The organism is Halomonas alkalisoli, from assembly GCF_021412585.1.
Taxonomy (GTDB): domain Bacteria; phylum Pseudomonadota; class Gammaproteobacteria; order Pseudomonadales; family Halomonadaceae; genus Halomonas; species Halomonas alkalisoli.
Map to the genome: position 1 here is coordinate 89,911 of NZ_JAKCMI010000012.1, position 14,648 is coordinate 104,558.

Here is a 14,648-nt window from a genome sequence, read left to right on the forward strand (position 1 = left end):
ATCGAAACGACGGCCATGGACGTGCTGATGGTCAGGCTCTTCGACACCATCGAAGAGTCCAACATGGCGTGGATCATCGCCGCCGATCGGGCTCTGCGCGTGGCCTTCGGCAAGACGCTGATCGACCTGGTGCCGTCGTATACCACACTGATGGTTCACTATGATTGCCGTGTGCTGTCGCATGGCGAGGCCCATGGGCGAATTCGAGAGGCGCTGGAATACCTTCAGCCCGCGGACACCCAGGCAGGGCAGCGCCATGAGATAGCCGTGTGGTATCACGAGAGCGTCGGTCCCGAGCTGCAGCGAGTGGCGGATCGGGCGGGTATTTCCATCGACGCGCTGATTCGGCGCCACTGCGATCACGACTACTGCGTCTTTGCCCTGGGCTTCGCGCCCGGTTACGGATTCATGGGGCTGGTGGAGGAGGCGCTGGCCACGCCGCGCCTGGAGACGCCGCGGCGCAAGGTCGCCGCGGGCAGCGTCGGCATTGCGGGTCGTCAGACCGCCATCTACCCGCTGCCGTCGCCTGGTGGCTGGAATATCCTGGGGCGCACCGCGGTGCCGCTGTTCGAGCATGCCCGCCGCGGCGACCCGCTGCTGAAGCCGGGAGACCGGGTGCGCTTCCAGGCCGTCTCCCGTGACGAGTTCGAGGCGCAGGGCGGCGATACCACGCCACTGGAGGAGCGCCCATGAACGACGCCGGCACCCAGGGGATGCGTGTCATCCAGGCCGGCCCCCTGGCCATGATCGAGGATGGCGGGAGGGTCGGCGTGCGCCATCTCGGCGTGACCCAGAGCGGTGCCGCCGACTGGGTCTCGCTCTATTGGGCCAATTGGCTGCTGGGCAACGCCCCTGACAGCGCCGCCCTGGAGATCGTGGTGGGGGGCGGCTTGACCCTCGAGGTCGAACGCGCCACGAGGCTGGCACTGGTAGGCGCCGATCTCGATGCGCGACTCGATGACACGCCACTCGTCCCCGGCAAGAGCTTCGCGGTGCGCGAAGGCCAGCGGCTGGTTTTCCGGCAGCCACGGGATGGGCTGCGCAGCTATCTGGCCTTTCCCGGTGGGCTGGAGGCGCCGGAGGTGCTGGGTAGCCGCAGTACCACGCCGCGGGAACGGCTCGGCGGCCTGCACGGCGATGGCCAGCCACTCAAGGTTGGGGACCGCCTTGCCTGGCGGGGAGAGCCGGTCGACCCGCGCAGCATTCCGGAAGGCCTGTTGCCCCCGATGCCGCAGCCGGGCTGTCGACTGGCACTGGTACCCGGCGCCCAGATCGGCGAATTCACCGGTTCAAGCCTCTATGCCGCTTTCAATGCCGATTGGCGGGTCGATGATCGCGCCGACCGCATGGGGGTTCGGCTGCGGGGGCCGCAGCTGATGTCTCTCCTGGGGAGCATGATTTCCGAGGGCATTCCACTAGGGGCGGTCCAGGTGCCGCCGGATGGGCAGCCGATCGTCCTGCTCAATGATCGTCAGACGATCGGTGGATACCCCCGCCTGGGTGCCCTGACGCCGCTTGCCGCTGCCAGGCTGGCCCAGTGCCTGCCGGGACAGGAGGTCAGGCTGGTGGCCGTCTCACGGGAGCGGGCGGTCGCCGACTATCGGTGGGTAATGCGGAACTTCAGCGACGGCGGGCCTGCGTCACGCTGAGCCTGGCGTTGCGGTTGTCGCCCCTCTCAAGCGCCGAGCCCGCTTTCCCGCAGCAGCTGATCCAGGCTCGTCTTGGTGACCGGTCGTTTGCTGGCGCCTTCCATATGCAGCTGGATTTCCAGGTCGTCCATGCCGGTGTCGAGGCAGCGCTCGATCAGCTCGGCCTTGCTCATGCCGGTCTGCTGGCAGAGTTTATCAAGACGGGATTCGGTTTCACGGGAAAATCGCAGTAGATGTGGCATGGCATCGTCTCTCCATTGTCCCGTCCGTTCGGCATCGCGCTGCGACAGGCCTGTAGACCGGTATTCTCTTAAAGATAAGAGGCGCGTGCTGCCTTGTCACCTCTTGGGCTCACCGCCTGATGATGCCTGTCTCCTGTGACCGCGCCATGACAGCGTTGCCGCGGTGGTTCAAAGAAGTGGAGCTTGAAGGAAGTGGCTCTCGAAGGAAGTGGCTCTCAGGCCAGGCCGCGGCGCACCATGACCTCGGTAATGATCGGTACCGGAGTCATCAGGTGCTCGCGCATCATGTCGGCGGCACGCTCGGCCTTGCGCTCCAGGATCACATCGACCAGCGCCGTATGCTCCCGGCGCTTGCGTTCCAGGGCTTCTTCGGAAAAGACCGTCTCGCACAGCCAGAGATGGCGATAGCGCTCCACCTGGTCGAACAGGCTCTCGCGGACCTGCAGCAGGTGAGGGGAGCGGCATCCGCTGGCAATGGCGGTATGAAAGGCCTGGTGGCGGGTATCCCAGATATCGAGGAGCTCATCGGGGGTATTGACCTCCATGACCTTTGACAGCGTATGGGCCTTGGCCAGTATCTCGGCCTCCCAGCTGTCGTCACCGCGCTCGATGGCCAGTTTCAGGATCAGCCCCTCGAGCTGGGCACGGGCGTCGTAGAGATCGGCAAGCTCGGCCAGCGACATCGGCGCGACCCGGTAGCCACGCTGACTGATGGCCACCACCAGGCGCTCCGCCACCAGCTGGGACAAGGCCTCGCGCAGCGGGCCGATGCCCAGGTCGTAACGCTCCTTGAGGCGGCTCATCAGCAGCTTTTCGCCAGGCTGGAAGACGCCGCGGGTGATGTCGTGCTTCAGCCAGCTGTAGGCGCTGATGCCAAGGTTCTGTCGTGGGCTGCTGTCCATCATCGGTCATCCTTGCTTTTGCAGAGCATGATAACCAATTGGCACCAAGACGGTAATGGCAGGACATTCAATCCAAGTGTCCTTTATTGAAGAAAGTATCCTCCATTGCAGCAAGGCGTGGATATTACTGGCTCTGCTGCTGTCGTGCCTGGCGCTCGGCGATCTGCTCCACCGTCCAGTCTACCAACTCCTGGGCCAGCCGGTCCGCCGCCAGGCCGAGAGCATCGACCACTGCGGCAATGTCCTCACTCTCTGCGGCCTGGCGCTGTGTGAAGCGCCGGCTGGACTGAAGCTGTCGTGAGCGGGAATCGATCAGGCGTGCATCCAGCCGAATGACGCCTTCAGGGCGGCCGTCACGGTATTCGCTCTGGAATGTACGCAGGTCGCTGGTGAGCTCCAGGTCGGCGGAGAGCGGCGTGTCGGCATGGATCAGCCGGGTGATTCGCCCATCCTCGTGGAAGGCATCGAGCAGGCGATTGCGTATCAGCACGGGTGTGGCATTCGCCCACCGAGCACCCTGGTAGACCTGAGGCTGGTTGGGGGTCGGCACCACGACGATACGTGATCCGTCCAGCAGGCCCCCGGCGCTGGGCGTGGCCAGGCGCAGGGTGGCATCCGCTGCTGGTGCCTGGGCCTGGTGGGCGCTCTCCAGGGGTTGGGTGGGCAGGTCGTAGAGCCTGACGGGATCGCTTCCCGGCATCAGGGTGCAGGCGGAGAGCAGCCCCAGGGCGCCGAACGATAGCAGCCTGATCAAAGATAGCCTTGTCCTCACGGGGTAAACTCCTCGACGCCATCACGTCCCAGCAGGAAGTCGGCTGGGCTCTCCTCCAGGCGACGGATGACCCGGTTGAGGGTGCTGAGCGTGTTGCGCAGCTCGACCGTCGCGGGACCCAGCCCCTCGATGCCCCGAATGCCGCTTTCCAGGGCGCCCTGGTTGGCACCAAGCAGCGCCTCTATCTGCTCGGCGGTCCGGGCCAGGCTAGCGGTGGTCTGGCGGGCGCCATCCATGATCTCCTCGCCCTGGCCGCCGAGCATGCCACCGGCCCGTTCGATGAACATTCGTAGCTCCTCGAGGGCCTCGACGCCTTCTGCGGAAAGCGCCTCCATGCGTGCCACCAGTCGACTGGGGCCGTCGCCGACGCGTGCCAGGCTGGCGGTGGTTCGCTCCAGGTTGGCCAGGATGTTCTGAACGCTATCGGTGTTCTCCTCCGACAGCAGCGCTTCGAGTCGATCAAGCACTCGGTTGACGTTGCCGAGAATCTCCTCGCCATCACCGAGCAGGGCACTCAGTGGCGAAGGATCGGCGACGATGCGGGGCGGGGCTTCGCCGGCAGCGGCGATCAGGAGCGGGCTCTCCGGTGTGCCGCCATGGAGCTGAATCGACATGCTGCCGGTGATATTGGCCAGCGCCAGCCGGGCACGGGTATCGTGTCGAATGGGCACACGGCTTTCCACGCGAATGCGTGCCAGCACGTTGCGGGGATCTTCCGGGTCGAGGCGCAGGTCGGTGACCTCGCCAACCCGTACCCCGCTGTACTCAACGGCGTTGCCTTCCGACAGGCCGCTGACGCTACGATCGAAGAAGACCTCATAGTGAAGATATTCCCGGTCGCTGGTGGTTTGTGACATCCACAGGACGAACAGCAGGCCACCGGCCAGGGCCAGCACGGTGAACAGGCCGATCACGACGTGGTGTGCTCGCGTTTCCATCACTGATCCTCCAACCGCTGTGCGGCCTGGCTGGCCGCTCGGCCCCTGGGGCCATGAAAGTAGTCGCGTATCCAGTCGTCGTCGGTGGCCTCCACTGTCGCCAGATCATCGGCGACGAGCACCCGCTTCCTGGCGATCACCGCAACCCGGTCGCAGGCGGTATACAGCGTATCGAGATCGTGGGTGACCAGGAACACGCTGAAGCCCAGGGCATCGCGAAGGGTCATCAGCAACTGGTCGAAGGCCGCTGCTCCGATAGGGTCGAGGCCGGCAGTGGGTTCATCGAGGAACAGCACTTCCGGGTCCAGCGCCAGGGCCCGCGCCAGGGCCGCCCGCTTCGTCATGCCGCCGGAGAGGGCGTCAGGAGCCAGCAAAGCCGCCTCCGGCGGCAGCCCCGCCAGTGCCAGCTTGACCCGGGCGAGATGCTCGGCATCGGCGCGAGACAGGCCCGCATGTTCGATCAGGGGCAGGGCCACGTTCTCCTGCAGGTTGAGGGAGGTGAACAGGGCGCCACGCTGGAACATCACGCCGAAGCGGCGCTCCAGCCGGGACCGCTGGTCGGCGGGCAGGCGTCGCAGGTCCTGGCCGAAGACCCGGATGCTGCCACCGTCGGGGTGCTTCAGGCCAACGATACTGCGAAGCAGCACCGACTTGCCGGTCCCCGAACCGCCGACGACACCGAGGATTTCACCGCGCCGGATGTCGAGGTCGAGATCTTCGTGGACCACGTGAGGGCCGAATCGATTGACCAGGCCGCGTACTTCGATGACCGCCTCTTCGGATCTGCTCACCAGCCCATCTCCATGAAGAACATGGCCGCCAGGGCGTCGATCAGGATCACCATGAAGATAGACTGTACCACGCTCGAGGTGGTGTGCTCGCCGACCGACTGGGCGCTGCCGCTGGCCTTGAAACCCTCCAGGCAGCCGATGACCGCAATCAGGAAGGCGAAGATGGGGGCCTTGCCGAGCCCCACCAGGAAGTGCCGCAGGGGGGTGTCGCGCTGCAGGATGTCGAGGAACTGGGTCAGCGAGATGTCCAGCGCCAGGACACAGACCATCGCCCCTCCCGCGATGCCGCTGAGCATGCCGATGAAGGTGAGTATCGGCAGGCTGATCATCATTGCCAGGACCCGGGGCAAGACCAGCAGCTCCATGGGGCTGAGTCCCTGGGCGCGCAGGGCATCGATCTCCTCGTTGGCCTTCATCGAACCGATCTGGGCGGTGAAGGCGCTGGCCGTTCGGCCGGCCAGCATGATGGCGGCAAGCAGTACGCCGAATTCGCGCAGGAAGGCGTAGGCCACCAGGTTGACGGTAAAGATGGTGGCACCGAAGTCGCGCAGTACCGTGGCGCCGAGGAAGGCCACGACGGCACCGACCAGAAAGGTGAGCAGGGCGACGATGGGGATGGCGTTGAGCCCGGTCTGCTGGATATGGGCGACCAGGGCGGTGACACGCCAGCGCCAGGGCTTCAGCAGCACCGACGCCAGGCTGCCCAGGGTCAGGCCGATGAAGCCGAGCAGCTGGAGCTGCTGCCGCCCCAAATTTTCCATGATTCGGCCGATCTCCCCCAGGGCAGCGACGGCAGGAGACCGAGTAGGAGTGGGGATAGGGTCGGAATGTTGCATGGCGCCGGCGACAGCCAGCAGCAGTGCATGGCGTTCGGCCGGCTGTTCGGGTGCCCAGTTCGCTACCTCGAGCATCCGCTCCGGCCCGATGATCTCGACCAGCAGTACTGCACCGGAGGTATCCAGTTCGCCCAGTCCCTTCAGGTCCAGATCCTGCGTATTCGCGGCATGGCCAGGGCGCTGCTGTTCAATCGTCTTGCGGAGCCGTTGATGGTGCGGCAACGTCCAGTCACCGGTGGCGCGAAGCCCGCCGGCCTGCCGTTCTAGCTTGCCGGGGGATAAAGCGGTCTGTGGCATCGCGTATCGCCTGTCTTTCCCTGAAGGTGGCTGCAATGGCGCTGAGATATCACTATACCCTTATGCAGCGGGGGGTGACAGCGCGCGCCAGGCCACTGCTCCTAGATGCCACGGATGCCGGAGACGGGCGAGACAGCGTAACGGCGATTGACGTCAGCCGCCGTGCTGCAGCTCGCCGAGAATCTGCGTCGCCAGGCTCTTCAGTCGTGGCCCCAGGTTCTCGACCAGGACCTGATGGCTGAGGCGATGCGAGGCGCCACCGCAGTTGACCGCCATGACTTCGGCGCCGTCCTCGAGGATCAGCGGTGTGGCCACGGCGCTGATCTGCGACTGCCAGTCACCTTCCGAGAGGCAGAAACCGTAGCGCTCGTAATCCTCCTGGCTACGCTTGATGCCGGCCTCCAGTGCCGGCCATTCGCTGCCATGTGCCTCGGCGAGTTCGGTCATCACGGCGTCGCGGCGGGCAGCGGGCAGGCCGCATAGCCAGGCACGACCGATCGCCGTCGTCGCCATGGGCAGTCGCGAACCCACATCGAGGCGCATGATCAGGGGGCCGCTGCCGTGGCAGCTTTCGATGTACATCATCGAGGTCTTGTCGGCGGCCCCCAGGCTGACATTGCAGTCGGTGGCTTCGGCCAGCTGCTGCATGAAGGGGCGGGCGATCTCGCGAATGCCCTGGTTGGCCAGGAAACGGTATCCCAGGGCGAGGATGCCAGGCCCGAGCCGGTACTTCTCCAGCCGGGTGTTGTGCTTCAGGTAGCCGAGCTGCGTCAGCGTATAGGTCAGGCGCGAGACCGTGGGGCGCGGAATGCCGGTGCGGCTGGAGAGTTCGGCATTGCCCAGGTACTCCTCGCCGGCGCCGAAGGCACGCAGCAGTTCGAGGCCGCGAGCCAGGGCGGTGACGAAGTTGCGGTCCTTGGCCGGAGCGGCCTGGTCATCATCCAGAGGGGCTGGCTTGTTCATGGGAGTTCCCTGTGGCGAGATGGTTGCGCGGAGTATCGCATATTGCCCCGGGAACGGTCCGTCGACGACGACAGGCCCGGGGCGTTGCCATGGCGGCCTCAGGCATCGAGGCGCTCGATAAGGGTCGCGATGCCCTGGCCGACGCCGATGCACATGGTGACGAGCGCATACCGCCCCCGTGTGGCCTCCAGTTGGCGCAGCGCGGTCAGCGCCAGGCGGGCGCCGGAGGCGCCGAGAGGGTGGCCGATGGCGATGGCGCCGCCGTTGGCATTCAGGCGGCTGTCGTCGGGGTCGAGGCCGAGCTGCTTGACGCAGCCCAGCACCTGAACGGCGAACGCCTCGTTGATCTCTATCACGTCCACCTGTTCGAGGGTCAGTCCGGCCCGTTCCAGTGCCTTGCGGCTCGCCGGTACCGGACCGAGCCCCATGACCCGGGGCGGTACCCCGGCCAGGGCGCTGGCGACGATCCGCGCCCGCGGGGCGACTCCCGCGCGCTCGCCGGCGGCCCGGCTGCCGACAATCAGCGCGGCGGCGCCGTCGTTGAGCCCGGAGGCGTTGCCGGCGGTGACCACGCCGCCGTCGAACAGCGGACCCAGCCTGCTCAGCTTGTCGGCGTCGGTACCCGGGCGCGGGTGCTCGTCCCTGTCGACCACTAGCGGGGGCTGCTTGCGGCCCTGAGGCACCTCGACGGCGAGCAGCTCGTCATCGTAGAAGCCGCGGGCGAGCGCCTCTGCGTAGCGTGCCTGGGAGCGGGCGGCGAAGGCGTCGCTCGCGTCACGGCCGATGTCGAGGTCGCGGGCCACGTTGTCGGCGGTCTCGGGCATGCTATGGCTGCCGAACTCGCGGGCGATCCAGGGATTGGGGAAGCGCGAACCGATTACTGTGTCGTACAGCGGCTGGTTGCGGGCGAAGGCCGACTCGGCCTTGCCAAGCACATAGGGCGCGCGGGACATCGACTCCACGCCACCGGCCAGGAAGAGCTCGCCTTCGCCGAGGCGAGTGGCCCGCGCTGCGTCGACCATGGCCGCCAGGCCGCTACCGCACAAGCGGTTGACCGTCTGGGCCGCCACCTCGACGGGCAGGCCGGCCAGCAGGCCCGCATGGCGCGCCACGTTGCGGGAATCCTCGCCCGCCTGGTTGGTGCAGCCTGCCAGCACCTCCTCATAGGACGCCGGGGTGAAGTCGTTGCGTGCCACCAGGGCCTTGAGAACGTGCCCCAGCAGGTCGTCGGGTCGCATGCCGGCGAGTCCGCCACCGTGGCGGCCGAAGGGGGTCCGCAGCCCGTCGTAGATATAGGCGTCTTGCATGGAAATCGTCTCCGATTGGTGCTCAAGGGGTGGTCAGCGGTAGCCCCAGGGTGGCGCGGCGGCGCAACCATGGGCTGGCCCGGTAGCGGGGGTCGCCGGTGGCTGCGAGCAGGTTGTCGAGAATGGCGAGTATCCGGCGGCTGCCGTAGTGGTCGCCCATGGCCAGGGGGCCGCGGGGATAGCCCAGCCCGAGCTCCACGGCGCGGTCGATGGTATCCGGCTCGGCCACGCCCTGCTGGGCGATCTCGCTGCCCACGTTGACGATGCAGGCCACCACCCGCTGCAGCACGAAACCGTTGCTGTCGTTGAAGGCGCTGACCGGTGTGCCGTCGTGGCCGAGCAGGGCCATGGCGGCGTTGCGGTAATCGGCAAGAGTGGCCGGGGTGGTCATCAGGCTGCGGCGCTTGTTTAGGCCGGCCAGCAGGTCCACGGCCACGCAGCGTTCCGCCGGCAGGCCCAGGCGCAGGGCGCAGCCGGTGGCATCTTCGCCCAGCGGTGCCACCAGGCAGAGCGCTTCCGGCGATGGCTCAGGGCCGCTCTCCAGCGTCCAGCCCGCACCGTGTACCAGTTCGGCGAGCTGTGCATGAGCCTCATCAGCCTCGGCGCCGATCCATACCGGGCGCGGTGAGGCATCGGGCAGTGGCGGCTCATCGGGGACCTCCGGCCTGCCGTCGACGTAGCGGTAGAAGCCCTCGCCGCTCTTGCGACCCAGCAGGCCGGCGGTCAGCCGCTGGCGTGTCAGCGGCGAGGGACGGAAGCGCGGCTCCTCATAGTACTGATGGTAGATCGACTCCATTACCGCATGGGAGACATCCAGACCGGTCAGGTCGAGCAGGGTGAAGGGACCCATGCGAAAGCCACCCTGGTCGACCAGGATGCGATCGATGGTGGCATGATCGGTCACGCTCTCGCCGAGGATGCGCAGCGCCTCGGTGCCGAAGGCGCGCCCGGCGTGGTTGACCAGGAAGCCCGGCGTGTCAGTGGCTCGCGCGGTGAAATGTCCCATGGCCTTGCCCAGCGCTTCGACCCTCTCGGTCACGTCGTCTGCCGTGCGCAGCCCAGGGATCACCTCGACGATCTTCATCAGCGGCACGGGGTTGAAGAAGTGGAAGCCGATGACGCGCTGAGGTCGGCGGCAGGCCGAGGCAATGGCGGTCACCGAGAGCGATGAGGTATTGGTGGCCAGCACCGCCCGGTCGTCGAGGATCTCCTCGAGCTGCTGGAACAGGGTCTGTTTTGCCTCGAGCTGCTCGACGATGGCTTCGACGACGATATCGCACCCGGCCAGGTCGGCAAGGCTCGCGGCTTCCTTTAGGCTGGCGCGAAAGCGTTCGGCGTCGGTTTCGCTCAAGCGCTGCTTCTGTACACCTCGATCCCACAGGCCCCCGATGAACTCACGCGCCTCGTCGATGGCGCCGTCGCGCAGGTCATGCAGGTACACGGTCAGTCCGGCCTGGGCGGCGATCTGGGCGATGCCGCGGCCCATGGCGCCGGTACCGACGATGCCCAGCGTCCGGTAGGGAGGGGGCGGTGTGTCCGCTTTCGGTATCTCCTTGGACATTCCTTTCGACATGGCATCGTCCTCTCGAATCGTGTTTGTTGTTTCGCTTTGCGGAATACTATTTCGTTTATTGACTGCCATCCTAGGCTATGCAAGAGTGCCTGACAACCAAGTGCGGTCTTTGATTCTGCTTAGCGAAATAAGGACAGATGAGCCTGACGAATTCAAGGTATCTCGTCCAGACCAGCCGCCTTCTTCCTTATGAGGACATGTCATGATTCGCGATACCGAACTGCTCGATCAGCTGATCGATACCATTTCCCGCTTCGTACGCGAGCGCCTGATACCCAATGAGGCGCGGCTGGCAGAAGACGATGCCGTGCCGCCCGAGCTGCTCGAGGAGATGAAGGAGATGGGGCTGTTCGGCCTGTCGATCCCGGAGGAGTACGGCGGCCTGGGCCTGACCATGGAGGAGGAGGCGCTGGTGGCGATGGAGATCGGCAAGACCTCGCCGGCCTTCCGCTCGGTATTCGGCACCAATAACGGCATCGGCGCCCAGGGCATCCTGATCGATGGCACACCGGAGCAGAAGGCGAAATACGTGCCTCGCCTGGCCACCGGTGAACTGCTCAGTTCCTTCTGCCTGACCGAGCCGGACTCCGGCTCCGACGCCGCCAGCCTGCGCACCACGGCGGTGCGTGACGGCGATCACTATGTGCTCAACGGCACCAAGCGCTACATCACCAACGGCCCCGAAGCCGACGTCTTCACCGTGATGGCGCGCACCGATCCCGCCAACAAGGGCGCGGGCGGAATCACCGCCTTCATCGTCGATGGCGACGCGCCGGGTCTCAAGCGCGGGCCGTCGGACAAGAAGATGGGCCAGAAGGGGGCCCACACCTGCGATATCATCTTCGAGGATTGCCGGGTGCCGGCCGAGAACATCATCGGTGGCGAGGAGGGCAAGGGCTTCAAGACCGCCATGAAGGTGCTCGATCGCGGCCGGCTGCATATCTCGGCGGTGTGCGTGGGCGTGGCCGAGCGTCTTGTCGAGGAGTCGCTCAATTACGCTATCGAACGCAAGCAGTTTGGCGTGCCGCTGGCCGAGCACCAGCTGATTCAGGCGATGCTCGCCGACAGCAAGACAGAAGCCTATGCCGGTCGCAGCATGGTGCTCGACGCCGCGCGACGCAAGGATGCCGGTGAGAAGGTGTCGACGCTGGCGTCCTGCTGCAAGCTGTTCTGCGCCGAGATGGTGGGGCGCGTCGCCGACCGGGCGGTGCAGGTCCACGGCGGTGCCGGCTACATGGCCGAGTATGCGGTGGAGCGCTTCTACCGCGACGTGCGCCTGTTCCGCATCTACGAGGGCACGACCCAGATTCAGCAAGTGGTGATCGCGCGCAACATGGTGCGGGAGGCGAGCTGATGGCTCTCCGACGTGAGCCGAAGGCTCTCTCGGTATCCCGCCGGGCACCCGACGAGGCGATCTTCGGCCGCCTGGCAAGCGACCTGGTGGCCGAGCTGCCCGAGCGCCTGAGTACTCGGGTATTGGAAAACGCCGAGCGGCTTGCCGATGAGCCGGCGCTGGTCGACGGCGAGGTGCGCTGGAGCTACGCCGAGCTGGGCCGCGAGATTCGAGCCGCCGCCGAGTGGCTCGATTCGCTGGGCGTTCGACCGGGCGATCGCATCATGACGGTGAGCGAGAACTGCCGGGCGCTGGTGGTGCTGCTGCTGGCGGCCAGCGAGCGGGATGTCTGGGTGGCCATCGTCAATTCGCGCCTCTCGGGCCAGGAAATCGACGCGATCCGCGACAACTGCCAGCCGCGCCGGGTGTTCTACACCAGCGAGGCCTCGCCGGAAGCCGAGGCCCACGGCGTTCGGCATGGCGCCGAGGCCTGTGAACACCCCAGCCTGGGTCGGCTGATGCGCACGCCCCAGGCCGATGTCGAGCCGGAGCCTGTCGCAGCCGGCGGTGCCGACCAGGTCGCGGCGATGATCTACACCTCGGGCACCACCGGCACGCCCAAGGGGGTGATGCTGACCCACCGGGGCATCCTGTTCATTGCCACGCTCTCGGGGGGCATGCGTCACCTCAGCCAGGGCGAGCGCGTCTATGGCGTGCTGCCGATGTCCCACGTGTTCGGTCTTTCATCGGTCTGCATGGGGTCGCTCTACAACGGCGCCTGTCTCTATACCGTGCCACGCTTCGATGCCGCGTCCATGCTGGCGGCACTGGTGCATGAGCGCATCACCGTACTGCAGGGCGTACCGGCCATGTTCGCGCGTACGCTGGAGTTTCTGCGTCGCGAAGGGCGGCCGCTGGAGGCGCCGGCCTTACGCTACATCTCCGCCGGCGGCTCCCCGCTTGATGGCGACCTCAAGGGGCGGGTCCAGGCACTGTTTGGCTTGACGCTGCACAACGGCTACGGCCTCACCGAAGCGAGCCCGACCATCAGCCAGACCCGCATCGACGATCGCTTCGGCAACAATACCGTGGGCCGGGTGCTGCCGCTGCTGGAGTATCGCCTGGAGCCGCTGGGCGAGGGCGGCGAGGATGAGCCCGATCACGCAGGCGCAGGCGAGCTATGGGTGCGCGGCCCCAATGTGATGAAGGGCTATTTTCGCCAGCCCGCTGCCACGCGTGCGTGCCTCACCGACGACGGCTGGCTCAATACCGGCGACATCGCCCGCTTCGACGAGGACGACCAGCTCTACATCGTCGGTCGCAGCAAGGAGCTGATCATTCGCTCCGGTTTCAACATCTACCCGCCCGACGTGGAGGCGGTGATCAACGAACACCCTGACGTGACCCTGTCGGCGGTGGTCGGGCTCCCGGTCGAAGGCAACGAGGAGGTGGTCGCCTTCGTCCAGTGCGAGCCCGGCGCCATGCTCAGCGAGGCCGAGCTGCGCGACTTCATCGGCCCGCGGCTGGCGCCCTACAAGCGGCCGACTCGCCTGATCCTGCTGGATGCCTTGCCGGCCACCGCCAGTGGCAAGATCCTCAAGGGACGCTTGCGTGACATGGCCGGAAGGGAGGACCCTCCCGAGTGAGGCCGGCGCGTCTGCGCGCCGGCCTGCTGGTCGTCGTCACGCTGGCCACCCTGTGTCACCTCGTCTTCGTCAGCACGACCCTTCAGGCTATCGGCGTCTTGGCCCTGGCTGGCTATCTGGCCACGCTGCGTGGCAGCCTCTCGCCCATGGCGCGGGGGTTGCTGCTCGCAGCCGGCATCTTGACCCTGATGGCGCTATGGCGTGCCGAGGCGCCCGGCCGGCTGCTGTTCGAGGCGGCCGGGCGCTTCGCCTTCTTCGCCACCTTCGTCGTCGCGCTCAGTCTGTTGCGCCTGCCGGCCTACCGGTCGCGGCTGGTGCGCCGCTGCGGCGAGGCAATGCTGCTGCAGCCACCCGGGCGCCGCTATCCCATTCTTTCCGCCGGTTCCGCGCTGTTCGGCATCATCCTCAACATCGGCGTGCTCAACCTCTTTGCCGGCATGATCGAGAAGAGCAACACCCTGGCGGCGGCCCAGGGGCGTGCCTGGGTACGGCAGGCGCGCCAGCGGCGGATGATGCTCGCGCTGCTGCGGGGCTTTTCATTGGCGCCGCTGATTTCCCCCATGGGGATCGGGGTGGCGGTCGTACTCTCGAACCTGCACGAGCTGCGCTGGATCGACCTGGCGCCCTACGTGATCGGCGCGGCGCTGCTCATCTTCCTGGTGGGCTGGGCCGTAGACCACCTGACAGGCCCGCATCCAGCCGCCGGTGGCGCCAGGCACCCGGCGCCTTCGCTGGCACCCCTGGGACAGTTCTGCCTGCTGCTGCTGAGTATCGTCTCGCTGGTGTTCCTGCTCTCCTGGGTGCTCGAGGTGCGGCTGCCCATCGCTGCCCTGGTCGGGGCGCCGCTGGGTGCGCTTGGTTGGCTTGCCTGGCAGCGGCGTCGGCTCGGCCTGCTGGGTGTGCCGGCGGCGCTGGCCAGCCTGCGGCGACAGCTGCCGTGGCTTGTGGCGCCCATCGGCAATGAAGTGGTGGTGCTTGGGGCGGCGGGATACCTCGGCCACCTCTGCGTGGCGCTGGTGCCGGTGGATAGCCTGGGACCGCTGCTGGTCGTCATCGAGCCGCTGGGAGCGGGCAATGCGGTGCTGGCAATGCTGGCAGTGGTGGGGCTGGCTCAGGTCGGGGTCAATCCCATCGTGACCGTGACCCTGCTCGTCGGCCTGCTGCCCTCGCTGCCCATCGAGGGGTTGACCCCGGCGCTGGTCGGCGCCTCGCTGATGGTGGGCTGGGCGCTGGCGCTGATGTCCTCGCCGATGACCGCATCGATGCTGATCCTGTCGCGTTTCACCGGCGTGGCGTCGACCCGCATTGGCTACCGCTGGAACGCACGCTTCCTTGTCGCCGCGATTCCGCTGCTCTCCGGCTGGTTCCTGTTCGTCTCCTGGTGACCTGGCTGAGGTGT

At 66.7% G+C, this 14,648-nt stretch carries 14 protein-coding genes; 5 read left to right on the forward strand and 9 right to left on the reverse strand.

Features of this window, described 5'->3' with window-relative positions:
- Positions 1-15: 15 nt before the first annotated feature.
- Entirely contained in the window at positions 16-693 is a 678-nt protein-coding gene (gene pxpB, locus LY622_RS02460) for a 5-oxoprolinase subunit PxpB (RefSeq protein WP_255761862.1), read from the forward strand.
- Positions 690-1,649: a 5-oxoprolinase subunit C family protein gene (locus tag LY622_RS02465; protein ID WP_234289436.1), complete on the forward strand. Its 960-nt coding sequence runs from the start codon at positions 690-692 to the stop codon at positions 1,647-1,649. The genes pxpB and LY622_RS02465 overlap by 4 nt, the downstream gene beginning before the upstream one ends.
- A 26-nt stretch (positions 1,650-1,675) precedes the next feature.
- Here LY622_RS02465 and LY622_RS02470 read toward each other — a convergent pair whose 3' ends face one another.
- From LY622_RS02470 to LY622_RS02510, 9 genes are all read right to left on the reverse strand, one after another.
- Complete coding sequence (locus tag LY622_RS02470; protein ID WP_234289437.1) at positions 1,676-1,891, reverse strand: hypothetical protein; 216 nt, start codon at positions 1,889-1,891, stop codon at positions 1,676-1,678.
- A 215-nt stretch (positions 1,892-2,106) separates the two neighbouring features.
- Entirely contained in the window at positions 2,107-2,793 is a 687-nt protein-coding gene (gene csiR / locus LY622_RS02475; RefSeq protein ID WP_234282895.1) for a DNA-binding transcriptional regulator CsiR, read from the reverse strand.
- 124 nt (positions 2,794-2,917) lie between these two features.
- Positions 2,918-3,547 carry an ABC-type transport auxiliary lipoprotein family protein gene (locus LY622_RS02480; protein ID WP_234289438.1) on the reverse strand — a complete coding sequence of 210 codons (630 nt, stop codon included), beginning with the start codon at positions 3,545-3,547 and terminating at the stop codon, positions 2,918-2,920.
- 14 nt (positions 3,548-3,561) lie between these two features.
- Positions 3,562-4,503: an MlaD family protein gene (locus LY622_RS02485; protein ID WP_234289439.1), complete on the reverse strand. Its 942-nt coding sequence runs from the start codon at positions 4,501-4,503 to the stop codon at positions 3,562-3,564.
- Positions 4,503-5,294: an ABC transporter ATP-binding protein gene (locus tag LY622_RS02490; protein WP_369413713.1), complete on the reverse strand. Its 792-nt coding sequence runs from the start codon at positions 5,292-5,294 to the stop codon at positions 4,503-4,505. Before LY622_RS02490 ends, LY622_RS02485 begins: the two co-directional genes overlap by 1 nt.
- Positions 5,291-6,427 (reverse strand): MlaE family ABC transporter permease, encoded by a 1,137-nt coding sequence (locus LY622_RS02495; RefSeq protein ID WP_234289440.1) that lies wholly within the window; start codon positions 6,425-6,427, stop codon positions 5,291-5,293. The genes LY622_RS02490 and LY622_RS02495 overlap by 4 nt, the downstream gene beginning before the upstream one ends.
- 153 nt (positions 6,428-6,580) lie before the next feature.
- Positions 6,581-7,390 (reverse strand): IclR family transcriptional regulator, encoded by an 810-nt coding sequence (locus LY622_RS02500; protein ID WP_234289441.1) that lies wholly within the window; start codon positions 7,388-7,390, stop codon positions 6,581-6,583.
- Positions 7,391-7,488: 98 nt separating this feature from the next.
- Positions 7,489-8,697 carry a 3-oxoadipyl-CoA thiolase gene (locus tag LY622_RS02505; protein ID WP_234289442.1) on the reverse strand — a complete coding sequence of 403 codons (1,209 nt, stop codon included), beginning with the start codon at positions 8,695-8,697 and terminating at the stop codon, positions 7,489-7,491.
- Between the two features lie 22 nt (positions 8,698-8,719).
- Positions 8,720-10,270, reverse strand: coding sequence for a 3-hydroxyacyl-CoA dehydrogenase (locus tag LY622_RS02510; protein ID WP_234289443.1), 1,551 nt, complete (start codon positions 10,268-10,270; stop codon positions 8,720-8,722).
- 202 nt (positions 10,271-10,472) lie between these two features.
- Between LY622_RS02510 and LY622_RS02515 the strand changes: the two genes are divergently transcribed.
- From LY622_RS02515 to LY622_RS02525, 3 genes are read left to right on the forward strand one after another with little or no spacing between them, the layout of a single operon-like run.
- Complete coding sequence (locus LY622_RS02515) at positions 10,473-11,624, forward strand: acyl-CoA dehydrogenase family protein (RefSeq protein WP_234289444.1); 1,152 nt, start codon at positions 10,473-10,475, stop codon at positions 11,622-11,624.
- The gene (locus LY622_RS02520; protein WP_234289445.1) at positions 11,624-13,249 is read left to right on the forward strand and encodes a class I adenylate-forming enzyme family protein; all 1,626 of its coding nucleotides are present in this window, start codon (positions 11,624-11,626) and stop codon (positions 13,247-13,249) included. The genes LY622_RS02515 and LY622_RS02520 overlap by 1 nt, the downstream gene beginning before the upstream one ends.
- On the forward strand, positions 13,246-14,634 hold the full coding sequence (locus LY622_RS02525) for a hypothetical protein (RefSeq protein WP_234289446.1): 1,389 nt from the start codon (positions 13,246-13,248) through the stop codon (positions 14,632-14,634). Before LY622_RS02520 ends, LY622_RS02525 begins: the two co-directional genes overlap by 4 nt.
- Positions 14,635-14,648 lie beyond the last annotated feature (14 nt).